The sequence below is a fragment of the Streptomyces pseudoechinosporeus genome (genome assembly GCF_054783935.1).
In genome coordinates, this window is sequence record NZ_BAAGPS010000030.1 from 93,298 (window position 1) to 115,174 (window position 21,877).

Annotated in this window: 18 protein-coding genes and 1 pseudogene; 9 read left to right on the top strand and 10 right to left on the bottom strand. The window is 69.5% G+C overall.

Annotation, left to right across the window (positions count from 1 at the left end; all coding sequences use genetic code 11):
- Window positions 1-146: 146 nt before the first annotated feature.
- Together ACYVO6_RS29430 and ACYVO6_RS29435 are read right to left on the bottom strand one after the other, a co-directional pair.
- Window positions 147-1,346 (bottom strand): epoxide hydrolase family protein, encoded by a 1,200-nt coding sequence (locus ACYVO6_RS29430; RefSeq protein ID WP_461066386.1) that lies wholly within the window; start codon window positions 1,344-1,346, stop codon window positions 147-149.
- A gap of 38 nt (window positions 1,347-1,384) precedes the next feature.
- Window positions 1,385-1,528: pseudogene (locus ACYVO6_RS29435) on the bottom strand (esterase); the annotation flags it as partial.
- 313 nt (window positions 1,529-1,841) lie between these two features.
- On the opposite strand from ACYVO6_RS29435, the gene ACYVO6_RS29440 reads away from it, so the two are divergent.
- Genes ACYVO6_RS29440 through ACYVO6_RS29455 form a run of 4 tightly spaced genes read left to right on the top strand, consistent with a single transcriptional unit; the run spans window position 1,842 to window position 4,123 of the window.
- The gene (locus ACYVO6_RS29440) at window positions 1,842-2,441 is read left to right on the top strand and encodes a sulfite oxidase-like oxidoreductase (RefSeq protein ID WP_461066388.1); all 600 of its coding nucleotides are present in this window, start codon (window positions 1,842-1,844) and stop codon (window positions 2,439-2,441) included.
- The gene (locus ACYVO6_RS29445) at window positions 2,411-3,175 is read left to right on the top strand and encodes a ferredoxin reductase (protein WP_461066390.1); all 765 of its coding nucleotides are present in this window, start codon (window positions 2,411-2,413) and stop codon (window positions 3,173-3,175) included. The genes ACYVO6_RS29440 and ACYVO6_RS29445 overlap by 31 nt, the downstream gene beginning before the upstream one ends.
- 1 nt (window position 3,176) lies before the next feature.
- The gene (locus ACYVO6_RS29450) at window positions 3,177-3,458 is read left to right on the top strand and encodes a DUF6510 family protein (RefSeq protein ID WP_461066392.1); all 282 of its coding nucleotides are present in this window, start codon (window positions 3,177-3,179) and stop codon (window positions 3,456-3,458) included.
- Window positions 3,459-3,517: 59 nt separating this feature from the next.
- Window positions 3,518-4,123 carry a GPP34 family phosphoprotein gene (locus tag ACYVO6_RS29455; protein WP_461066394.1) on the top strand — a complete coding sequence of 202 codons (606 nt, stop codon included), beginning with the start codon at window positions 3,518-3,520 and terminating at the stop codon, window positions 4,121-4,123.
- Between the two features lie 294 nt (window positions 4,124-4,417).
- Here ACYVO6_RS29455 and ACYVO6_RS29460 read toward each other — a convergent pair whose 3' ends face one another.
- Window positions 4,418-4,663 (bottom strand): hypothetical protein, encoded by a 246-nt coding sequence (locus ACYVO6_RS29460; RefSeq protein ID WP_461066396.1) that lies wholly within the window; start codon window positions 4,661-4,663, stop codon window positions 4,418-4,420.
- Between the two features lies 1 nt (window position 4,664).
- Window positions 4,665-5,093 (bottom strand): DUF1622 domain-containing protein, encoded by a 429-nt coding sequence (locus tag ACYVO6_RS29465; RefSeq protein ID WP_461066398.1) that lies wholly within the window; start codon window positions 5,091-5,093, stop codon window positions 4,665-4,667.
- Between the two features lie 343 nt (window positions 5,094-5,436).
- On the opposite strand from ACYVO6_RS29465, the gene ACYVO6_RS29470 reads away from it, so the two are divergent.
- Complete coding sequence (locus ACYVO6_RS29470) at window positions 5,437-5,916, top strand: NUDIX hydrolase (protein WP_461066400.1); 480 nt, start codon at window positions 5,437-5,439, stop codon at window positions 5,914-5,916.
- On the opposite strand, the gene ACYVO6_RS29475 is transcribed toward ACYVO6_RS29470, so the two are convergent.
- Complete coding sequence (locus ACYVO6_RS29475; RefSeq protein ID WP_461066402.1) at window positions 5,902-6,864, bottom strand: helix-turn-helix transcriptional regulator; 963 nt, start codon at window positions 6,862-6,864, stop codon at window positions 5,902-5,904. The two genes, ACYVO6_RS29470 and ACYVO6_RS29475, sit on opposite strands and share 15 nt — an antisense overlap.
- A 62-nt stretch (window positions 6,865-6,926) precedes the next feature.
- Here ACYVO6_RS29475 and ACYVO6_RS29480 point away from each other — a divergent pair, with 62 nt between their 5' ends.
- Entirely contained in the window at window positions 6,927-8,078 is a 1,152-nt protein-coding gene (locus ACYVO6_RS29480; RefSeq protein ID WP_461066404.1) for an epoxide hydrolase family protein, read from the top strand.
- Between the two features lie 130 nt (window positions 8,079-8,208).
- On the opposite strand, the gene ppdK is transcribed toward ACYVO6_RS29480, so the two are convergent.
- Together ppdK and ACYVO6_RS29490 are read right to left on the bottom strand one after the other, a co-directional pair.
- The gene (gene ppdK / locus ACYVO6_RS29485) at window positions 8,209-10,959 is read right to left on the bottom strand and encodes a pyruvate, phosphate dikinase (RefSeq protein WP_461066406.1); all 2,751 of its coding nucleotides are present in this window, start codon (window positions 10,957-10,959) and stop codon (window positions 8,209-8,211) included.
- A 465-nt stretch (window positions 10,960-11,424) separates the two neighbouring features.
- On the bottom strand, window positions 11,425-12,669 hold the full coding sequence (locus tag ACYVO6_RS29490; RefSeq protein ID WP_461066408.1) for an ROK family protein: 1,245 nt from the start codon (window positions 12,667-12,669) through the stop codon (window positions 11,425-11,427).
- A gap of 119 nt (window positions 12,670-12,788) precedes the next feature.
- On the opposite strand from ACYVO6_RS29490, the gene ACYVO6_RS29495 reads away from it, so the two are divergent.
- Together ACYVO6_RS29495 and ACYVO6_RS29500 are read left to right on the top strand one after the other, a co-directional pair.
- Window positions 12,789-14,321 (top strand): MGH1-like glycoside hydrolase domain-containing protein, encoded by a 1,533-nt coding sequence (locus tag ACYVO6_RS29495; RefSeq protein WP_461066410.1) that lies wholly within the window; start codon window positions 12,789-12,791, stop codon window positions 14,319-14,321.
- A complete protein-coding gene (locus ACYVO6_RS29500) occupies window positions 14,318-16,252 on the top strand; it encodes an amylo-alpha-1,6-glucosidase (protein WP_461066412.1) in 1,935 nt (644 codons plus the stop codon). The genes ACYVO6_RS29495 and ACYVO6_RS29500 overlap by 4 nt, the downstream gene beginning before the upstream one ends.
- A gap of 132 nt (window positions 16,253-16,384) precedes the next feature.
- Here the strand turns inward: ACYVO6_RS29500 and ACYVO6_RS29505 are convergent, their stop codons facing one another.
- Window positions 16,385-17,041, bottom strand: coding sequence for a response regulator transcription factor (locus tag ACYVO6_RS29505; protein ID WP_461066414.1), 657 nt, complete (start codon window positions 17,039-17,041; stop codon window positions 16,385-16,387).
- Window positions 17,038-19,368, bottom strand: coding sequence for a sensor histidine kinase (locus tag ACYVO6_RS29510; protein ID WP_461066416.1), 2,331 nt, complete (start codon window positions 19,366-19,368; stop codon window positions 17,038-17,040). The genes ACYVO6_RS29505 and ACYVO6_RS29510 overlap by 4 nt, the downstream gene beginning before the upstream one ends.
- A 413-nt stretch (window positions 19,369-19,781) precedes the next feature.
- Between ACYVO6_RS29510 and ACYVO6_RS29515 the strand changes: the two genes are divergently transcribed.
- Window positions 19,782-20,369: a peptidoglycan-binding domain-containing protein gene (locus tag ACYVO6_RS29515; RefSeq protein ID WP_461066418.1), complete on the top strand. Its 588-nt coding sequence runs from the start codon at window positions 19,782-19,784 to the stop codon at window positions 20,367-20,369.
- Window positions 20,370-20,618: 249 nt separating this feature from the next.
- On the opposite strand, the gene dusB is transcribed toward ACYVO6_RS29515, so the two are convergent.
- Window positions 20,619-21,773 (bottom strand): tRNA dihydrouridine synthase DusB, encoded by a 1,155-nt coding sequence (gene dusB, locus ACYVO6_RS29520; protein ID WP_461066420.1) that lies wholly within the window; start codon window positions 21,771-21,773, stop codon window positions 20,619-20,621.
- Between the last annotated feature and the right edge of the window lie 104 nt (window positions 21,774-21,877).

The window sequence follows — 21,877 nt, forward strand, 5'->3', positions numbered from 1 at the left end:
GATGACGGAATGACTGACGGACTCCGCTGGGTGGCCGAGGCGTATCCCTTCGGCTACAGCATCATCTTCTGCGAGAACCTCTCGCCGGAAAAGGTACTCGTACGACTCGGTGCCCGACGAGAGTCCGCCCTCACACGACAGCGTCGTCAGCGCAGTGAGCTGAATGCAGCCCGCACCTCCGTGGAGAAGAGCTCCGGCTCCTCCCAGGCGGGGAAGTGGCCGCCGCTGTCGACCTCGTTGAAGTACGTGAGCTTGGGGTAGACCGTCTCGACCCAGCTGCGCGGGGCAGCCCAGATCTCGCCGTGGAACGTCGTGAAGCCGACCGGAACCGAGACCGCCGGAGGAGTCTGGCCGGCCGCATGGGCTGCGGCCAGGGCCCGTCCGAACTCCCAGTACCACCGGGCGGCCGAGGCACCGGTGCCCGTCAGCCAGTACAGCGTGATGTTGTCGACGATGTTGTCCCGGGTGAGATTGCCCACGGGCTCGCCGTCGACGAACGCGCGGGAGATCTTGTAGTAGCTGTCCGTGTCGTGGTCGAGCAACCAGGCCGCCAGCCCGACGGGTGAATCCAGCAGGGAGTAACCGATCGTCTGCGGCCGGGTGGACTGCTCCAGGAAGTAGCCGAAGCCGTCCGTCATGAACGTGTTGACCGCGTCGTGCGCCGCGCGTTCCTGCTCGGACTCCGCCGGCAGTTGGTCCTTGAGACCGAGCGCCCCGGCGAGCAAGTTCATGTGGATGCCGAGCAGCCCCTCGGGTGCTTGGCCGCCCATCGCGTCCGTGACGGCGGCGCCCACGTCGCCCCCCTGGGCGACGTAGCGCGTGTAGTCGAGGCGATCCATCAGCTCCGCCCACGCGTGTGCGATGCGGCCGGACTCCCAGCCGAGCTCGGTCGGCTCGCCCGAGAAGCCGTAGCCGGGCAAGGACGGCAGCACCAGATGGAACGCGTCCTCGGGGGTGCCGCCGTGAGCGGTCGGATCGGTCAGCGGGCCGACGGTCTCCAGCAGCTCGATGACCGAGCCGGGCCAGCCATGCGTCATGATCAGCGGCAACGCATTCTCATGCCGCGACCTGACGTGGATGAAGTGGATCTCGACCCCGTCGATCTCGGTCGTGAACTGCGGCAGCGCGTTCAGCCTCGCCTCGCACTTGCGCCACCCGTACCCGGTCGTCCAGTAGCGGGCGAGCGCCTGCAGCGTCGCCAGCTGCACGCCCTGCGACCGGTCGGCGACGAGCTCTTTGGAAGGCCAGCGCGTCGCCTCGATCCGGCTGCGCAGCTCAGCGAGCTGCTCCTCCGGAACCTCGATCCGGAACGGACGGATGGCTGCTGCTTCGGCCGTGACGGGCATAACGGCGCTCCTCGGTCTGCGGACGGGCGGAAAGCCTCGTAGACGGTGGCGAACTGTTCGTATGACGCGGTGTTCATCGCCGCGTCGGTGACCGGGCAGTACATCGACTGCTGCAGGAAGGTGACGTCGCCGCGTTCCTTGGCCGTCAGCGCCGGCGCGGCCGTCATATAGCCGCCCACCGAGCGGCACGTCTCCACGTTCGTGACGCTTTCCATCTAACACCCGCAAAAGGGGCAGTTCCATTCCGGGTCGATCGCCGCCAGCTACGCGGCCCGTGTCTCCGCGCGCTCGGGATCCTTTCCGAAAAGGGCCGCTGCATCACTGTGCAGACCATCGAGGTATCCGGCGGCCACAACCTTCTGGTCAGAGGTCACGGGCGTTGTCCTCGGGCGGCACAGCGCCACGACGTGTGTTTTCCGCTCACGTCTCCCACAATGGAGATGTCGTCCCCGGGGTCGTCGGCGTCGTGTCCCTCTGACGGAATGGGGCAGATCCATGGGAATCGTTTCGCGGGGCTTTCACAGCCGGGCGCGCCCAGCGGATGTGAAGCTGCCTCCCGGGCAATATCTGACCGAGGACTTTCCGGTGCTGTCGGCCGGTCCCACGCCGAGCATCGCACGGGAGGAGTGGGAGTTCACCATTACGACCGAAAGCGGTACGCGCCACCGCTGGTCGTGGCGGGAGCTGCTGACGCTGCCGAGCGAGCGGCCGACAGTGGACCTGCACTGCGTGACCAAGTGGTCGAAGCTGGGCACCGGCTGGGAAGGCGTGTCCATGGACACCCTGTTCGCCGATGTGGAGACGGCGGCCGAGTTCGTGCTGGTCCACTCCTACGGTGACTACACGACGAACATCCCGCTGGAGGACCTGCTGGGCGGCAAGGCGTGGATCGCCTACCAGTACGAGGGGGAGGACCTCGCTCCGGTGCACGGCGGCCCGGCCCGGCTGCTGGTGCCGCATCTGTACCTGTGGAAGTCGGCCAAGTGGGTGCGCGGGATGCAGCTGCTGACCGAGGACGAGCCGGGGTTCTGGGAGAGCCTCGGCTACCACGACTACGGTGACCCGTGGCGCGAGCAGCGGTACCAGGGCGACTGAAAGCGCCCCTGACCTGGCAGGCCGCCCGGCTGGTCGGTCTGCGCGACGAGACGCCTTCGGCCCGCACGCTGGTCTTCGACGTGCCCGGCTGGTCCGGGCACCTGGCCGGCCAGCACGTGGATGTGCGGCTGACGGCCGAGGACGGCTACAGCACCCAGCGCAGCTATTCGCTGAGCTCGGCACCCGACGGCGACCGGTTCGAGCTGACGGTGCAGCGCGTGCCCGGCGGAGAGGTCTCGCCGTACTTGGTCGATGTGATGGAGATCGGTGACCTGGTGGAGATCCGGGGCCCGGTGGGTGGCTGGTTCGTCTGGCGCCCGGCCGACATCCGGCCGGTGCTGCTGGTGGGCGGCGGATCGGGGATCGCCCCGCTGATGGCCATGATCCGCACGCGCCGCAGCCTCGGCAGCCACACCCTCTTCCGGCTGATCTACTCGGTCCGCACCCCCGAGGACGGGTACTACGCCTCCGAACTGCGCACCTCGCAGCCCGGTGACGGCGGCCTGGAGGTCACCCACCTCTACACCCGGCACACGCCTGAGGGCTGGCCGAGACCCGCCAAGCGCCTGCAACTCGCAGACCTGCAGACCCACGGCTGGCCACCGGAGTTCGAGCCGGTCTGCTTCGTCTGCGGGCCCACCGGCTTCGTCGAGACCGCCGCGGCCCAGCTGGTGGCGCTGGGCCACGACCCGCGCCGGATCAGAACCGAACGCTTCGGCCCCACGGGAGGCTGACATGGACCGACAGGACACCACGGATTACGAGGACGGCAACGCACTCGCCGGCCCTCTGGGCGAACTGTTCACCGCAGACGTCACCGCAGCCTCCGGGCGCTGCGCCGGCTGCGGGCGCACCGCTCTCGTCGCCGACCTGCGCGTGTACGCGCACGCCCCGGGCCTGGTGGCCCGCTGCCCGAGCTGTGGCGCGGTGATCCTGCGACTCGTACGGGACCCCGACGCCGCATGGCTGGACCTGCGCGGCACGGTCTACATGCGCGTCCCGCTGCCACGCACATGAAGCCACCGTCTGCGGCAGCGGCAGCGCCGGTTGCTCCTCGAGGTGAGACGGAGTCATTCATGACCACACCGCGGGACCTGTTGATCATCGCCATGGACTTGACGGCCAGTCGTCCTCTGGAACAAGGCGATCTGTCCCTTGCGCTCGCGGGAGCCGAGCTGATCGACCTCCTGGAGGCCCAGGCCATCACACTGGACGGTGATCACATCGTGCCGAGCGACCGGCGAGCCATAGCTGATCGGGGGTTGGATGAGGCCGCGTCGTCACTTGCTCGACAATCGCCGTACGAGTCGGTCGGCGACTGGCTGTGGCGCAGAGGCCGCGGCCTGTCCGCGGCCTATCTGGCCGCCCTCGAAGCGGAAGGCCAGCTCACTCGGCAACGCCGCCTCTGGATGATCTTCCAGCCCGCTCACCTGGTGCTGGTGGATTCGCCCGCACGCCGCCGGGCGGCGAACCGCTGGGCATCGGATGAGCCCATCCTCACAGCCCTCGCGGCGGCCGTCGGGATCGGCGACAAGCCGACGGGAGAGTCACCAGGCGTGGCCGACGATGCCGTGGCGACAGTGCTCGCCGCCGTCCATGATGCGGTAAGGAGTCTGGAGGCCGAACGGCAGCGGCGAGCCATCGAGGAGGCTGCCTTCGACAACGTCTGGCGGGGCGAGTGAAAGACCGCACGCGCGGTGGCATGGTCGCCGCATGACTGGAGCCACAAAGCCGCAGGTAGACCCATTCCGTCGGTTGCCCACCCCTGGCCCGCGGGGCAAGGTCCCTGCGGACTGGGAGCGGCACCTGCGCTGACGTGGCTGTTGAGGTTGGTGGATGCGGATCCAGGAGCGGGGCAACGAGGCGCGTTGCGGTGCCGATACGGGGTGAACGGTGCCGTTGCTCAGGCATCCGTTTCACTGGCCTTGAGGACATCCAGCCGCTTATCGTCTGCCGCACTCCATGATGCTCATTGCTCATGCTGTGCTCTTCTCGGAGACGCCGAAAGCGGCGACCTTACGGACGGCGATGACAGCGACCGTCAGCACGATGCTGCTCCACGACGGATCACCCGCGAGGCGGATCAGGCCGGCCGCGGTGAGAAACTCCAGGAGTAGCGGCAGGGCGGAGCGGATCGTGCGCGTGGCCGCGTAGGCCGTCAGGAACGACACGACGCCGACTGCGGTAATCAGCAGCGTGGCTGCCTCGATCGCCGCGTTCACCCTACGGCGCCTTTCGCCCGCCGGACCTGGCTCCCGCGTCTTGCTGTGATTCCCCTTCTGTGTCGCGTTCGAGCTCGGCACGTTCACGGGCGATCTCACGGCCCAGGAAGTAGTTGAGAGCCGTCCGGATGGCGGCAATCGCGGCGAGCTGTCCGATCTCGGTGAAACTGGGCGCCACCGCGGTACGCAGCACATCGCCCGCCAACTGAAACTCGAGTCCCAGCACGAGAAACCTGCCCAGCGCCAGCCGGATCCGGTTGAAGCCCTGCCCCTGCCCCCCGCCACGCACCACGGCCGCGATGAAACGGGCGAACGCCCAGACCGCCCCCACAAAAATGATCAACGCACCTGCGGTCTCCACCACGCGTACGAGGACACCGATCGCCTCACGCAGATCCGACTCCGGCAATACCTCCCACGACAGGATCATGTATGGCGGTTACCCGCCCGCAGAGAGCCCTCTCACCAAACGCCTGCCAGGCCCGTCCAATGGCAGACACCAGGCACCGGACCCACCGCCGCCACGACCTACATCCGGCGGCCGCTCAGGGCTTGTCCGGCGGATCAGGCCGCAAGACCGTGAGTTACGACAAACCCGCCAGAAGTGAGCGATGCCCTGCCTCCGGTACAACTGCGGCGGCGTGCTCCGTGGGTCGTCTGCCAGTCGGCTCGTCCAGTGGAGATGCGGCCGGTGCGGGTTCGTCGTGTGGAGCTGACGCAGGGCCTTGCTGTTCGCCGCCTGGGTGAGCTGAGGCTCGCTACGCTCGCGTCACATGAGTGACGACATCCAGAGCCGCGGGCCCCACCGCGATGCCTCAGTGGTGGTGGCCCGCGGCTCGGACGGCCTCGTAGCCATCCTGAGCGCACATTTTCCCCGGCACGGCGGCGAGTTCCTCTTCCTTCCCGGCGGGCGCAGAGAAGACGGGGAAACCCCTGAGCAGTGCGCCCGCCGGGAACTTCTGGAAGAGGCCGGCATCACCGCTGTGGCCTGGAGGCTCCTCGGCTCCTACGCCATCACGCTCGACTCGGCCGCACGCGTGCACCTCTTCGAGGCCACCTCACTCACCTGCGGCCCGCAGCAACTCACCCCTGCCGAGGCGGACTTCAAGCTGTCCTGGTGGCCCATGGCCGACGCCGTCAAGGCGGCCGTACAGGGCCGATTCCTGCTCCCGGCCGGACCTTTGGCCCTGCTGCTCGCAAGGGACAGGGGCGTCGCACCAGCACCCACTGACGCGGCGTCACGTCTCTTGTAAGGCGGTCAAGCAGCGAACGGCCTGGGCGCGCAGGGTCGCGGCGAGTTCGGGCGGGGCCTCGGTCAGGGAGAAGTCGGCGTCGACCGAGGTGATCATCCAGGCGAGGTCGCGGGGATTGTCGGCGCCCAGGTGCAGCAGGCAGCTGTGGTCGTCGACGGGTTCGAGGACGCCCATGCCGGGCCAGACGCGGTCGGCGACCGCCGCGGCGGACTCGTGCAGGGTGACGGTGGCCCTGAACGGCCATGCCTGCGCGGACAATTGGTGGGCGAGATACGTGGCCACGTCCCCGTGGGGGACTTCCCGGGGCGTGAAGCGCGGGCCGGTCGGCGTGCGCGGGGTGAGCCGGTCGACGCGGAAGGTGCGCCAGTCGGCGCGGTCGGTGTCCCAGGCGACCAGGTACCAGTGGCGGCCGAAGCTCACCAGGCTGTGCGGCTCCACCGAGCGGATTCCGCCCTTGCCGCGGGCGTCGGTGTAGTCGAACCGCAGCCACTCGTGCCGGCGGCACGCCTCGGCAACGGCCATGAGGACGTCCGGGGAGACCTTGGGTGCCGGAGCCTCACCCGCCCGGACGGTCGCGGCGTGCAGGGTGTTCACCCGGTAACGCAGCCGTGCGGGCAGCACCTGCTCCAGTTTGGTCAGCGCACGCAGCGAGGACTCCTCGATTCCGGCGACCGATCCACCGGCCGCCGTGCGCAGGCCGACCACGACGGCGACGGCCTCGTCGTCGTCGAGCAGCAGCGGCGGCAGCGTGGCCCCGGCACCGAGCCGGTAACCAGCGGTTCCCCGGGTGGCCTGCACCGGGTAGCCGAGTTCGCGCAGCCGCTCCACGTCACGGCGGAGCGTGCGCCGACTGACGCCGAGACGGCCGGCGAGCTCGGCCCCGGACCGGTCACCGTGGGTCTGCAACAGGGACAGCAGCTTCAGCAGCCGCCCGGACGTCTCCAGCATGCCGCCAGACTGCCAGAAGGTTAGGAACACCTCTGACCTAAGCACCTTCTAGCGTCACCGCCATGGCGAACACGACCACCTCCGACATCCATCCGTTCCACATCGACATCCCGCAGACGCAACTCGACGACCTCCACGCCCGCCTGGCCGCAACCCGCTGGCCGGACGAACTGCCCGGCGTCGGCTGGAGCCGCGGCGTCCCGCTCGCCTACCTCAAGGACCTGGCCGAGTACTGGCGCACCGCCTACGCCTGGCGGGCGCAGGAGGCGTCCCTCAACAAGTTCCCCCAGTACATGACCACCCTCGACGGCCAGAACCTCCACTTCCTGCACGTCCGCTCCCCCGAACCCGACGCCACACCCCTGATGCTGCTGCACGGCTGGCCGGGCTCGGCGGTGGACTTCCTCAACATCATCGGCCCGCTGTCCGACCCCCGCGCCCACGGAGGCAACCCGGCGGACGCCTTCCACCTGGTCGTCCCCTCCCTCCCGGGCTTCGCCTTCTCCACGCCCCTGGCCGGCCCCGGCATGAACGCCGCAAAGATGGCCACGCTGCTCACGGGCCTCATGTCCCGCCTCGGCTACGACCGTTACGGCGTCCACGGCTACGACACCGGCGCCTGGGTCGCCCCGGCGATGGGCAAACAGGCCCCGGAACACCTCACCGGCATCCACGTCCACGGCCTGCTCACGTTCCCCGTGGGCGCCGAGGGCGAGATGGACGGCCTGGCCGAGGCTGAGCAGCGGCGCTGGGACCGGATGCAGAACTTCAACGACGGCTACCTGCAGTGCAACTCCAAGCGCCCGCAGACGGTCGGCTACGCCCTCACCGACTCCCCCGTCGGCCAACTGGCCTGGATCGTCGAGAAGTTCAAGGAGCTCAGCTTCCCCGAGGACGGGCTGCCGGAGGACAGCGTCGACCGTGACCACATGCTGACCGGCATCTCGCTGTACTGGTTCACCGCAACCGCCGCCTCGGCCGCCCAGATCTACTACGAGGAGATCTCCGCCGCCACGTGGGACGTCAGCGGGCGCGGCACCGCACCCACCGCGGTCCTCCTGACCGCCAACGACGTGGCCATCCGCCCCTGGGCCGAACGCGACCACAACGTCGTACGGTGGACCGAACTCGACCGCGGCGGCCACTTCCTGGCGATGGAGGCACCGGACCTGCTGGTCGACGACGTCCGCGCGTTCTTCCGCACGGTGCGCTGACCTCGGCCGTCGCGCCGAGAGGGCGGCGCCTCCGCACAGGCGCCGCCCTCTTTCCTTTCGCGCACCGGAGCCGCCATCGCGTCGGTGAGGGTCGGGGTGACCGACGACGGCTCCGGAGTCCGGGACAGGATCAGCGGTGGTCGCTGCCCTTCGACGTGGACGCCGCGCGGCCGGCCTCCAGGCGGGCCACCGGGATCCGGAACGGCGAGCAGGATACGTAGTCCAGACCCACCTCGTGGAAGAAGTGGACCGACTCCGGGTCACCGCCGTGCTCGCCGCACACGCCGAGCTTCAGGTCGGGGCGGGTGGCGCGGCCGGCCTCGGCGGCGAGCTTCACCAGGGAACCCACGCCGTCCTTGTCGATCGTCTCGAAGGGGGAGACGCCGAAGATGCCCTTCTCCAGGTACGCCGTGAAGAACGAGGCTTCCACGTCGTCGCGGCTGAAGCCCCACACCGTCTGCGTCAGATCGTTCGTGCCGAAGGAGAAGAACTCGGCGGCCTCGGCGATCTGGCCCGCCGTCAGCGCGGCCCGCGGCAGCTCGATCATCGTGCCGATCGACAGCTTCAGTTGCGTGCCCGTCGCCGCCTCGACCTCGGCGACGACCTGGTCGGCCTCCTCGCGGACGATCTCCAGCTCCTGGACCGTGCCGACCAGCGGGATCATGATCTCGGCTCGCGGGTCGCCCTTCGCCGACTTCCGCTCCGCCGCGGCCTCGGCGATCGCCCGTACCTGCATCGTGAACAGGCCGGGGATGACCAGGCCGAGGCGTACGCCGCGCAGACCCAGCATCGGGTTCTGCTCGTGCAGGCGGTGCACCGCCTGGAGGAGGCGGAGCAGGTTCTCGTGCGGCTCCTGGCGGGACTCCGCCAGGGCGACCCGGACCGAGAGCTCGGTGATGTCGGGCAGGAACTCGTGCAGCGGCGGGTCGAGGAGACGGACCGTCACCGGCAGACCGTCCATCGCCGAGAACAGCTCCACGAAGTCCTGCTTCTGGAGCGGGAGCAGCTGCTTCAGCGACTCCTCGCGCTCGACCTCCGTGTCGGCCAGGATGAGGCGCTCGACCAGCTCACGACGGTCACCGAGGAACATGTGCTCGGTACGGCACAGGCCGATGCCCTGCGCGCCGAAACGACGGGCGCGCAGCGCGTCCTCGGCGTTGTCCGCGTTGGCGCGCACCCGCAGGCGACGCTTGCGGTCGGCGAACGCCATGATCCGGTGTACGGCCTCGACCAGTTCGTCGGCGTCCTGGGCGCCCGCGTGCATCCGGCCCTCGAAGTACTCCACGACCGGGGACGGGACCACGGGCACCTCACCGAGGTACACCTTGCCGCTCGACCCGTCGATGGAGATGAGGTCGCCCTCCTCCACCACATGCCCGCCCGGCACCGTCATCCGGCGCCGCTTGGTGTCGACCTCGAGCTCCTCGGCACCGCACACACAGGTCTTGCCCATGCCGCGCGCCACCACGGCGGCGTGCGACGTCTTGCCGCCGCGCGAGGTCAGGATGCCCTCCGCCGCGATCATGCCGTCCAGGTCGTCCGGGTTCGTCTCGCGGCGGACCAGGATCACCTTCTCGCCCGAACGCGACCACTTCACCGCCGTGTACGAGTCGAAGACCGCCTTGCCGACCGCCGCACCCGGCGACGCCGCGATGCCCCGGCCGACCGTCTGGACCTTCGTGTCCTCGTCGAAGCGCGGGAACATCAGCTGGGCCAACTGGGCGCCGTTGACGCGCTGAAGCGCCTCGGCCTCGTCGATCAGCCCCTGGTCCACCAGCTGGGTCGCGATACGGAAGGCCGCGCCCGCCGTCCGCTTGCCGACGCGCGTCTGGAGCATCCACAACTGGCCGCGCTCGATGGTGAATTCGATGTCGCAGAGATCCTTGTAGTGGTTCTCCAGGGTCGCCATGATCTGCATCAGCTGGTCGTACGACTTCTTGTCGATCTTCTCCAGCTCGGCGAGGGGGACCGTGTTGCGGATGCCGGCCACCACGTCCTCGCCCTGCGCGTTCTGCAGGTAGTCGCCGTACACGCCCTGGTGGCCGCTCGCGGGGTCGCGGGTGAAGGCGACACCGGTACCCGAGTCCGGGCCGAGATTGCCGAAGACCATCGAGCAGACGTTGACGGCTGTGCCGAGGTCGTGCGGGATGCGCTCCTGGCGGCGGTAGAGCTTCGCGCGGTCGGTGTTCCACGAGTCGAAGACCGCGTGGATGGCGAGGTCCATCTGCTCGCGCGGGTCCTGCGGGAAGTCGCGCCCGGCCTCGGTCTTGACGATCTTCTTGAACTTGGTGACGAGCTTCTTCAGGTCGGCCGCTTCCAGCTCGGTGTCGACGGCGACCTTCTTGGCCGTCTTCGCCGCCTCCAGCGCGTCCTCGAAGAGGTCGCCTTCGACGCCGAGGACGGTCTTGCCGAACATCTGGATGAGACGGCGGTACGAGTCCCATGCGAAGCGCTCGTCACCGGCCTGCTGGGCCAGGCCCTGCACCGACTTGTCGGAGAGCCCGATGTTCAGGACGGTGTCCATCATGCCCGGCATGGAGAACTTCGCCCCTGAACGGACCGATACGAGCAGGGGGTTATCGGCCTGCCCGAGCTTCTTGCCCATCGTCTCTTCGAGGGCGTCGAGGTGTGCACTCACCTCGTCACGCAGTGCCGCGGGCTCCTCGCCGCTTTCGAGGTACGTCTTGCAGGCCTCGGTGGTGATCGTGAAGCCCGGTGGGACGGGAAGGCCCAGGTTGGTCATCTCGGCGAGGTTCGCGCCTTTGCCGCCGAGGAGGTCCTTGAGGTCCTTGTTGCCTTCGGTGAAGTCGTAAACGAACTTCGCTCCGCCGACAACACTGTCGCCGCTACCAGTTACGTGGGGATCTTTGTTTTCCGACACGGATCTCGACTCCTCGAGGACGCGTTGGCTGCCCTGACGGCGAGAACATACCCAGATCGAAGGTACCTCGGTACGTCCACTTGCGCGTCATACGGCCGTAACCAGTCGTCCGCCAACAGATCGCAAGTCAAGAGCTCGCAATGAGTCGGGAGTTGATGTTTTCACTTCCCGAACGAGTCAACGCCCGTAGACCCCCTACGGCGCTCACCTGAGCGGCACTCCGTACGTGTGAGTTCACACCGTGAACGATCAAAGGGTGGCACTCAGTGCCACCCTTTGGAGAAGTGCAGTTGCTCAAGATCCGCTCATCTGAGCGCAACCCTTATCAAGGGTGGCAAGAATCACGCCGATTAGAGCGGCCAGATTTCACCATGCGGACGCGTACGCGGACCGTAACGCGGATGTCACACACCGATCCGCACCCACGCCACGCACCTACCCACGCCACCCCGCGCCCCGGCCGTCTCACACGCCCATCGCCAGCAGCCGCTCCTCCGCCCGCTCCGGCGCGTACAGGTGCTCCACCACCAGCAGCCCAGCCCCCACCAGGCCCGCCCGATCGCCGAGCCGTGAGGTGACCACGTCCAGGTGGGCGGTGGAGCGGGGCAGGGCGCGCTGGTAGAGCAGCTCGCGTACGCCCGTGAGGAACGGAGTGCCGGCCAGATCCCCGGCGATCATCAGCACCCCGGGGTTGAGCAGCGTCACCACGGTCGCCAGTACGTCACCGACCAGCCGCCCGGCGTCCCGCGCGAGCGCCGCCGCCCCCGGATGCCCGGCGGTCAGCAGATCCCGCACATCCGAGCCGGAGGCCGCCGGCACCCCGGTCTCCGCGAGCCGCCGCGCCACGGCACCGCCACTGGCGACGGCGGCGAGACAGCCGTACGAACCGCACTTGCACAAGGCGTCGGCGCCCTCCGGGACCCGTATGTGCCCGATGTCCCCGGCGCCTCCGTCTATGCCCCGGTAGATCGTTCCGCCGACGACGACACCCGCACCGATACCGGTGGAGACCTTGATCAGAACGAAGGCCGAGCAGTCCGGGTAGCCGGTGCGCTGTTCGCCGTACGCCATGAGGTTGGCGTCGTTGTCCACAAGGACCGGGACCTCCGTGGCGCCGGTGTGCTCGGCGAAGGCGCGGGTCAGCCGGGTCCTTATGTCGTAGCCGTCCCAGCCGGGCATGATCGGCGGCTGGACGACCCGGCCGGTGTCGCTGTCGACCGGTCCGGGCACGGACAGCCCGATCCCGCACACCTCGTGCGCCCGGTGCCCCGCCTTCTCCAGCAGCTCGCCGAACCAGCGGCCGAGTTCGCCGAGCACCACGTCCGGGCCGTCCTCGATGAGCAGCGACCCCGTGTGCTCGGCCAGCAGCTCGCCGGTGAGCGAGAGGACCGCGGTGCGCGCGTGCCGGGTGTCGAGGTCGGCGGCGAGGACGACGGCGTGGGAATCGTCGAACTCAAGTCGGACCGAGGGCCGGCCGCCGAGCGGCGAGTCCACCGGGCCCGCGGCGCCCTCGCGCAGCCAGCCCGCCCGGAAGAGCCGGTCCAGGCGCTGGCCGACCGTGGCCCGGGACAGGCCAGTGACCTGCTGCAAGGCGCCGCGCGTGGTGGCGCGCCCGCTGCGCACCAGCGCCAGCAGCTCGCCGGCGCTCGCCTGGCCTCCCGCCCTTGCGGCCCGTCCTGCCATACCGGTCCTCCCGGCGTTCTCGGTCATGCACACCCTCTTGCGTTCCTCAACTCTGCATTACATATTGAGTTTTGCGTGTTAAATAGACGTAACCCTACGGTAGCTACAGCCGAACTGGCCGGACATACGTCTTCGTGGAGACCCGAGTGAACCGCTCGACCCAGCTCACAGCCCGCCGCACCGGACATCCGGAGCCCGTACGCACCTCGGCCTCACCTCCATTTTCCGGCCAGGGTGAGATCGGCCATTCCGGGGCAGCCGTATACGATCCGGGCCCCGCCTCGCACTCGCTGCACCTGAGGGCCGCGCGAGTCCTGCACGACAACTGGACCGGGACGTCCACGGTGCCCTCGCGCGGCCTGTACCCCCACCAGTGGTCCTGGGACTCGGCGTTCATCGCGATCGGGCTGCGCCATCTGTCGCCGCTCAGGGCACAGGTCGAGCTGGAAACGCTACTGGACGCACAGTGGGGCGACGGCCGGATTCCGCACATCGTCTTCAACCCCTCCGTCCCGCTCGACGCGTACTTCCCGAGCCCCGACTTCTGGCGCTCCTCCACCGCGGGACGCGCCGCGGGCGCCCCGCGCACCGTACAGACGTCGGGCATCGTGCAACCACCGGTGCACGCGCTCGCCGCCTGGCTGGTCCATGCCGCCGACCCGGGCCTGTCACGGGCCCGCGGCTTCCTGTCCCGCCTCTATCCGCGCCTCGCGGCCTGGCACCGCTATCTGCTGCACCGCCGGGACCTGGGCGGCGGGGGCCTGGCCTCCGTGGTCCACCCGTGGGAGCAGGGGATGGACAACGCCCCGTCCTGGGACGCCCCGCTCAGCCGCGTCACGCCCGCCCCGCCCCGCACCTTCCGCCGCGCCGACCTCGACCACGGGGCCGCCTCGGACCGGCCGACGGATCTGGACTACGGGCGGTATGTGGCGCTGGCGAGCGACTACCGAGACCGTGGATATGCCGATGGAGAAGGAGAGTTCGCGGTCGAGGACCCGGCGTTCAACGCACTCCTGATCGCCTCCGAGTACGCACTGGCCCGGATCGCCCACGAGCTGGGCGCCACGGCCACGGCCCGCCGCGCGCGGGCGGAGCGGCTGACGGCGACGCTGGTGGAGCGGCTGTGGGACCCGGCGGAGGGCATGTTCTTCTGCCGGGACGTACGGACCGGGGAACTCATCCCCGAGCGCGGCGTGGCCGGACTCGTCCCGCTGCTCCTGCCCGCCCTGCCCCGCGACGTCGCCGACAGTCTCGTACGGACCCTGCGCGGCCCGCACTTCGGGCTCGGCGGCGCCACCCGGCTCGTGCCGAGCTACGACCTGACCGGCGAGGCCTTCGATCCGCACCGGTACTGGCGGGGCCCGGCCTGGTTCAACACCAACTGGATGCTGGAGCGCGGCCTCAGGCTGCACGGCGAGCAGGCCCTCGCAGACAGTCTGCGGGGCGCGCTGCTCGACACGGCGGGCGAGTCCGGCTTCGCGGAGTACGTGACCCCGTACAGCGGCGAGGCCTGCGGAGCGCTCGGCTTCAGCTGGACCGCCGCACTGACACTCGACCTGCTGCACGACCACGACCACCAGCACGAGCCGCCGGCCCCGGCACACACCACGACACAGGGCGCGGCGCAGCACGCAAGCGAAGAGATCGGCCAGGGTGCCAAGGGAGGGGACCAGGGATGACGGACCGGCAGCATTTGCTCGTGCACGGTGGGACGTTCGCGGCCGTGGGTGACGGCGGGGACATCAGCGGAGTGCGCGGCAGCGGCTCCCCGGACGGGCTGTTCGTACGCGACGCCCGGCATCTGAGCCGCTGGCAGCTGACCGTCGACGGCGCGGTGCCCGAGGCACTGTCGCCCGTCGCGGACGGCGACTCGGCGCGCTGCGTCCTCGTACCGCGCGGTGGCCGCCAGGAGCCGCCCGCGTACACCCTCTTCCGTGAACAGGCCGTCGCGGACGGCGCGTTCGTCGAGGCGCTGCGCGTCACCAGCAACCGCCCGGTGCCGACGACGGTCCGGATCGCGGTCACCGTGGACGCCGACTTCTCGGACCAGTTCGAGCTGCGCTCCGACCACCGTACGTACACCAAGATCGGTGCCGTCCGCTCCCGCCAGATCCTCGACGACGGCGTGGAGTTCAGCTACCGGCGCGGCGAATGGCGTTCCTGTACGACGGTCACCGCCGAGCCCGCGCCGGACGGCGTCGAGGAGACCGGAACGGGCGCCCGCCGCCTGGTCTGGGCCCTCGACCTCGAACCGCACGGTTCGGCCGAGCTGGCCCTCCGGGTCGCGGCCCGCCCGCACGGCACGCCGCACCCGGAGGTGCCCGCCTCCCCGTCCGCCGTGAACGAGCAAGTCCGCGCGCTGGAGGACGAGTTCACCGAGGGCGTGCCCTTCCCGACAGGCTGGCCGGAGCTGGCCGCGGCCTGCGAGCGGGGCCTCGCCGACCTGGCCGTCCTCCAGGTCCCGGCAACGGGCCCCGACGGAGAGGAACTTCGCGTCCCGGCGGCCGGAGTCCCCTGGTTCCTGACGCTGCTCGGCCGGGACGCGCTCCTCACCTCCCTCTTCGCCCTCCCCTACCGCCCCCAGCTCGCCGCCGCCACCCTGCCCGCGCTCGCCGCGGCCCAGGCGACCGCGACCGGCACCGGCGCGGTGGCCCAGCCGGGCAAGATCGTGCACGAGGTACGGCACGGGGAGCTGGCGCACTTCGGGCAGGTGCCGTACGGGCGTTACTACGGCTCGGTCGACGCCACGCCGCTGTTCCTGGTGCTGCTCGGCGCGTACGTCGAGCAGACCGGCGATGTCGCGACGGCCCGCCGTCTCGAGCCCCACGCCCGCGCCGCGATCGGCTGGATGCTGGACCACGGCGGCCTCACCTCGCGCGGCTACCTCGTCTACCGCGCCGACGAGGGCGGCCTCGCCAACCAGAACTGGAAGGACTCCCCCGGCGCCATCTGCTCCGCCGACGGCAGCCGTGCCACCGGCCCGGTGATGGCCGCGGGTGCACAGGGGTACGCGTACGACGCCCTGCGCCGCACCGCGCACCTGTCGCGCACGGTATGGGAGGACGAGGTGTACGCGGCGCTGCTGGAGCAGGCGGCCGGCGACCTCCGCGACCGCTTCCAGCGGGACTTCTGGATGCCCGAACGCGCCTTCCCCGCGCTGGCGTTGGACGGCGACGGCAACCACGTGGACGCACTCGCCTCCGACGCCGGGCATCTGCTGTGGTCGGGGTTGTTGGACAAGGAGTACGGGGAGTTGGTGGGGCGGCGGTTGCTGGAGCCGGACTTCTTCTCCGGGTGGGGGGTGCGGACGGTGGCCTCCGGACAGCCGGCGTACCACCCGCTGTCGTACCACCGGGGGTCGGTCTGGCCCCACGACAACGCGTTGATCACGCTGGGGTTGTCGAGGTACGGGCTCCATGACGAGGCCCGGACGGTCGCGCATGCGCTGGTGGACGCGGCGACGGCCGCGGGTCATCGGCTGCCGGAGGTCCTTGCGGGCTACGGCCGCGACAGTCACGGGGAGCCGGTGCCTTATCCGCATGCGTGCGTGCGGGAATCCCGGTCGGCGGCGGCTCCATTGGCGTTGCTGACGGCTGTTGGGGGCGCCTAAGAGCTCGGGGCTATATGTCGGTTCGCGAGTGCGGGTCGTTTGTGGCTTGCCGTCCGCGTCGTTCGGGCCGCCGGGAGCGACGGCCCATCGGCGCTTTGCCGAGTGGACAAAGGGCCGTCTTCTTGCCCGCGCTCAGAGGTCGTCCACGTCGACCAGCCCGTCCTGGATGGCGCGGGCCACCAGGCTTGCCTTGGTCCGCGCGGGGCGGCCGACGTTCGCGTACTTGATCCGCACCCGGTCCAGGTACGAGTTGACCGTCCGTACGGAGATGCCGAGACGCTGCGCGACCAACTCCTTCGACTCCGACTGGAACCACTCGATGAGCACGTTCTCCTCGCGCGTGGAGAGCTGGGGGCGGTCGGCGCGGGTGTTCGTTCCCAGCGCGCCGGCCAGCGCGGGCGGCATGTAGGGCCGCTCATCGGCTGCCGCCAGCGTCGCCTCGACCAGGTGCTCTCGGCCCTCGCTCTTGGTCAGAAAGGTCGCGGCTCCCAGGTCCAGGCAGCTGAGCGCTGTCTTCTCGTCATCCCGCATCGAATAGACGACCACCTGCCGCCCGGCGTCGACGAGTCTTCGAAGGCTGCCGAAGGCGAGGCCGCCCTCGCCCAGTTGCAGATCCAGGACGACGACATCGGCCGTGCTGCCCGGCGCGGTCCAGGCTTCCTGTATGGAGCCGCCAGCCGCGACCACGGTGATGGGCCGCCGCGATGCGGCGTACCACGCCTCTACGCCTGAGAGGATGGCGGGATGGTCGTCAACGACGACCACGCTGACTGGTGCGTTGTCACTCATGTCAGGTCAACTCCGGAGGCCGCCGGTCTTCTCCAGCCAGCCTCCACCCACACACTTTCGCCGCGCGTCGTTCGGGCCACGGTCACCTTGGCGTCCGTGGCACGGCCGTGCGCTTGAGCGGCCTTTGCCGTGCCACGGCCGCCGACGCAGTCCTCGCTGACCACGCTCACCCGGACCGCGCGGGGGGTCCACACGACAGTCACCCGCGCGGTCGAGCGGGTACGGCCCAGAATCACCGCCACCGGGTCGACCAGCTCCCTGCGTACCTCCACAGGCACCTCACTCCGCCGGCCTCGTACGGCCAAACTCACCGTCACCCCCTGGTGTTCGGCCACCTCAACACACGCTCGCAACTCGTTCAGCAGCGGGTCCAAGACGGCATCGCTCTCCGCGAACAGGCGGCGCATACGGGCGGCCTCCACGCCGCACCGCAGCCTGACCTCCTCGTCATGCGGGCTCAGCACGCCGTGGCCAAGGCCCACGAGCAGCGGCACTGTCGTCGCCGTCAGGGCGCGGTAGCGCTCCTTGTGATCACGCTGCATGTCCTCGTGGATGCGTTCCCGGGTACGCAGTTCCTCCTCCTGTGCGGCCGCGGTCCCCGCTGCCGGCGCCGTACCGTGGAGCAGGTGCGTCAGTAGTACACCGACGGAGAACTGGAAGCCGCAGACGGAGATCGTGGTGATCCCTATGACGGCCGACTCCGCGGCGGTTGGCGCCCCCGACAGGAACACAGCGGTCGCGTTGAGCCCGATATGCGCCCCGAGGAATGCCGCGAACACCCTGACCCGCAGGTCTGCCAGCAGGAACAGCGCATGCCAGCCGACCAGTCCGAACGCCCAGTCCTCCGCCCCTGCCAACCGCTCCGGCGGGAGTGTGAACGCGCCTGTCGCCGAAACGGTCAGCACCGCGCCCAAGCTCCACCAGCGCACCCGCGGCGGGATCTGCCTACCGCGTAGCAGATAGGCGGCCCCGTTCACCGCGACGGCGGCGAGGCAGACGAAGGCCGCTGTCTGTGCCCACGCGGGGCGGTACACGCCCTGGTAGGCCGTGAGCTGGTGCAGCGAGATGGTGAACTGCGACAGCAGGCTGATCAGCAGCGCGGCCAGTTGGGCCCCGTAAAGCAGCTGCCCGCGGATGAGGCGGACGACAGCCGTGTGCTGTGCCTGGGCGCGGGGCGGACGCGGTACGCCCGTCACCTGCGCTCCGTCCCCTGCCTTCGAGGCACGGGCCCGGCCGTGCCAGCGCCACTGCACGCGGGTCCCGGTGCCCGGATGTGAGGTGACCGTGGCGGAGCCTCCGACCGCGTGCATCCTGCCGATGATGGAACCGGAGATGCCCCGGCGCCGCGCGGGGACGGATTCCGGGTCGAAGCCCCGTCCCGCGTCGGACAGTTCGACGACGGCGCCGTCCTCCTCCGCCCATGCCCTGAGCTCCGCCTCCCGCACCCCGGCATGGCGTGCCACATTGGTGACGGCCTCCCGGACCCCGTTGAATATCGCAAGCCCAGGGCCGGACGGAATCGCGAGCGGGCCCTCGATGAGCATCTTGAGCCGCACCCTGGCCTGACCCTCACCCTCGGGCACGCAGCCGAGAAGCGCCGCGAGGTCGACGCTCTCCGTCCCGAATCCGGGCATGGCGGACAATGCCTCCAGATCCTGTCTGGCACGTGCAGGCAGCCACGACCAGTCCCGGCCGTCGCCCTGGGAGACCATCAGCAGCGTCGCGCTCGCCGTATCGTGCAGGGTCGCCAGGTACTCGCGCTCGGCTGCTCTCCGTGCCGCGGCGACATCGGCCTCCCGGCGAGACGCCGCCCTGACCGTGGCCGCCCGGTCAGCCGCCCTGGCCCGCGCCCGAACCATGAGGTAAGCGGCCCTCGACAGGCCCGCCAGGACAAACATGCGCACCAGAGGTACCAACTCGGGGCTGTGCCCGGGCGAGGAGAGAATGTCGCCCAGCGCGCAGACGACAGCCCCCAACGCGGCCAGGGCAACCCCGGCCACGGGGCGCGTCCCCCACTCGTGCTGGAAAGTGATGACGCAGATGCCGACAATCGCCTCCACCATCACATCCGCGCCGTCGCCGCCGAGCACCGGCTGAGACAGTCCCGTCAGCACCAGCACGGCCGCGTCCAACGTCCACAGCAGGGCGAACGGGAGCGGGCGGCGCAGCGCGTAAAGGCGCACACCGCAGGCGAGGAAAGCGGGCACCAGCAGAGACATCGCCAGGGGAACCTCCGCCACATCCGCCGAGACGACGCCCAGCGCACTGCACAGGCAAACCACGGTGAACCGGAGCCACACCCCGTACCGCTCGAGGGTCAGGATCAACAGGCGCTCGCTGGACCTTGGGCCGTCTATCGGCTCAGCGGCTCCATCCCTGTTCCCCTCGTATCCCCCATGCCGCATAGAACAAGGATAGTTGACCGACGATCAAGGAAGAGCGCCCGTTCGCCTCCGGCCTCGGTGCGATGAAGGCGTCGGGGTCGGCCTTCTGATGCCGGCTGCCGAACGACAACTGAGCTGCCCGAGTTCTGTAGCGGCAGTCGAACTCAAAGGTCACGGCTGTGTACGAGAGGCGGTCTCGTCCGCTGCCTTGCGCGTATTCCGGTGGGTGCGGCGGCCGTTCCTTGTGGGGCAAACGACCGGCACACTCAGCGACCGGGCCGGGCTACTGTGCCCGTCGTACGGGGCTGACACCGGCCGTGGCGGGCGCGCATGACCTCACTTTCACTTTTCCACTCATGACCCGGGCAGCCGACACCGGCAGGGGCATCCCGGATCAAACCAGTGATCCTATGAGTTCACGCTGCTTCAGTCGCACCCGCAATCCCGTCCTGCAGGAACTCGGGCTATCCGCCCGACAATCGGAAGGTGGAGCAGAATTGATCAAAATCCGAAGCGGGCGCGCCAAGTCGGCTACGGCCGTGGGGGCCCTTCTGGCCAGTCTCCTCGGCGGCGCTCTCGTCGGCGCGCCGTCCGCGACCGCGGCTGACTACCTCCCTTGCAGCTACGGGGCGACTCTTCACAACAAAGTCACAAACCCCACCTCTTACAAATACGTCCCTTACGTCGGCAATTCGCCCAATTGCTGGCTGGACTGGGGGATGAGCAACACGGCAGTCCGCGCCCTTCAGAAGAACCTGAATTCCTGCTACGGATACAGGCTGGCAACGGATGGGGACTTCGGAGATCTCACCGAGTCGGCGCTCAAATCCGTTCAGAGGAAGGTGGGTGTCCGGGCGGACGGCGATTACGGCCCCAATACGCGGGATGCGATGGCGTGGGCGAACTACAGCATGGAAACCGGGGCGCGGATCAGCTGTAACTGACGAACAGCTGATCCACCGCCCGGTCCCCGGCGTGAACATTCGGGACCGTTCGGTCCGCGTCCCTGGCGAGGGGAGGACGCGGCTCGGAATTGGGCGCCGCCGTTGTTCACAGCGGCGGCGTTCACTCGACCGCTTGCGCCGCTGCACGCGCGGCGCGAGCACCTGGGCCCGGCACCACCGCCTGCAACCCCATCCGGCAATGGGCGCGGGGAACTGCGCGACCAGCCCTCACGCACCCGCAGCGAACACTCAACCCCCGGACGTGTCCAACTCCGCGTCCTCGCCGACTCCCGCGCAGTCGTACGGGTCCTTCAGCCAACCGTCCGGCAGAACAACCCTGTTGTTGCCGGACGTACGGCCGCGGGGCCCGTCCGCGCCCGTCGGCCACGGCTGGTCAAGATCCAACTCGTCGAGCCCGGAACGGAGTTCGGCCAGTGACGACGTGATCGCCAGGCGCTTGCGCATCTCGGAGCCGACTGCGAAACCCTTCAGGTACCAGGCCACATGCTTGCGGAAGTCGATGACGCCGCGCGTCTCGTCGCCGATCCACTCGCCGAGCAGCGTGGCGTGGCGGACCATGACGGCCGCCACCTCACGCAGCGTCGGACGGGCGTAATCCGCAGCGCGCCCCTCGAACGCCGCCACCAAGTCCGAGAACAGCCACGGCCGCCCAAGGCAACCCCGGCCGACCACCACCCCGTCGCAACCAGTCACCCGTACCATCCGCAGCGCGTCATCCGCCGACCAGATGTCGCCGTTGCCGAGGACCGGGATCTCCGGCACATGCTCCTTGAGGCGGGCGATCGCGTCCCAGTCCGCCGTACCGCCGTAGTGCTGCGCGGCCGTCCTGCCGTGGAGGGCGATCGCCGTCACGCCCTCCTCCACGGCGATCCGGCCGGCGTCCAGGTACGTGATGTGGTCGTCGTCGATCCCCTTGCGCATCTTCATCGTGACCGGCAGGTCCCCGGCGCCGCTCACCGCCTCACGCAGGATCGCGCGCAGCAGATGGCGCTTGTACGGGAGGGCCGAGCCGCCGCCCTTGCGTGTCACCTTCGGTACCGGGCAGCCGAAGTTGAGGTCGATGTGGTCGGCGAGGTCCTCCTCCGCGATCATGCGGACGGCCTTGCCGACGGTCGCCGGCTCGACCCCGTACAGCTGGATCGAGCGCGGAGTCTCCGAGGCGTCGAAGTGGATCAGCTGCATGGTCTTCTCGTTGCGCTCGACCAGCGCCCGCGTTGTGATCATCTCGCTGACGAACAAGCCCTTGCCGCCGCTGAACTCCCTGCACAGGGTGCGGAACGGCGCGTTCGTGATCCCGGCCATGGGGGCGAGGACGACGGGCGGCCGCACCGGGTGCGGGCCGATCGACAGCGGGGAGTTCACGAGAGGTGTGGGCGTGGGCATACGACCTATTGTCCCGTACGCCGACGGGCACGAGCCACGGCCTTTCGGCGACCGACCGCGGTCGTTAGTTAGGCGCACTACCGATATCGGCGTACCCTGGTGGA

What these genes read in the sequence shown, in the direction of transcription:
- ACYVO6_RS29465 (WP_461066398.1), bottom strand. Translation starts at nt 5,093, where the DNA reads ATGATCCTGTCGTGGGAGGTATTGCCGGAGTCGGATCTGCGTGAGGCG.
- dusB (WP_461066420.1), bottom strand. Translation starts at nt 21,773, where the DNA reads ATGCCCACGCCCACACCTCTCGTGAACTCCCCGCTGTCGATCGGCCCG.
- ACYVO6_RS29430 (WP_461066386.1), bottom strand. Translation starts at nt 1,346, where the DNA reads ATGCCCGTCACGGCCGAAGCAGCAGCCATCCGTCCGTTCCGGATCGAG.
- ACYVO6_RS29490 (WP_461066408.1), bottom strand. Translation starts at nt 12,669, where the DNA reads ATGACCGAGAACGCCGGGAGGACCGGTATGGCAGGACGGGCCGCAAGG.
- ACYVO6_RS29455 (WP_461066394.1), top strand. Translation starts at nt 3,518, where the DNA reads ATGACCACACCGCGGGACCTGTTGATCATCGCCATGGACTTGACGGCC.
- ACYVO6_RS29475 (WP_461066402.1), bottom strand. Translation starts at nt 6,864, where the DNA reads ATGCTGGAGACGTCCGGGCGGCTGCTGAAGCTGCTGTCCCTGTTGCAG.
- ACYVO6_RS29500 (WP_461066412.1), top strand. Translation starts at nt 14,318, where the DNA reads ATGACGGACCGGCAGCATTTGCTCGTGCACGGTGGGACGTTCGCGGCC.
- ACYVO6_RS29440 (WP_461066388.1), top strand. Translation starts at nt 1,842, where the DNA reads ATGGGAATCGTTTCGCGGGGCTTTCACAGCCGGGCGCGCCCAGCGGAT.
- ACYVO6_RS29470 (WP_461066400.1), top strand. Translation starts at nt 5,437, where the DNA reads ATGAGTGACGACATCCAGAGCCGCGGGCCCCACCGCGATGCCTCAGTG.
- ACYVO6_RS29505 (WP_461066414.1), bottom strand. Translation starts at nt 17,041, where the DNA reads ATGAGTGACAACGCACCAGTCAGCGTGGTCGTCGTTGACGACCATCCC.
- ACYVO6_RS29450 (WP_461066392.1), top strand. Translation starts at nt 3,177, where the DNA reads ATGGACCGACAGGACACCACGGATTACGAGGACGGCAACGCACTCGCC.
- ACYVO6_RS29515 (WP_461066418.1), top strand. Translation starts at nt 19,782, where the DNA reads ATGACCCGGGCAGCCGACACCGGCAGGGGCATCCCGGATCAAACCAGT.
- ACYVO6_RS29480 (WP_461066404.1), top strand. Translation starts at nt 6,927, where the DNA reads ATGGCGAACACGACCACCTCCGACATCCATCCGTTCCACATCGACATC.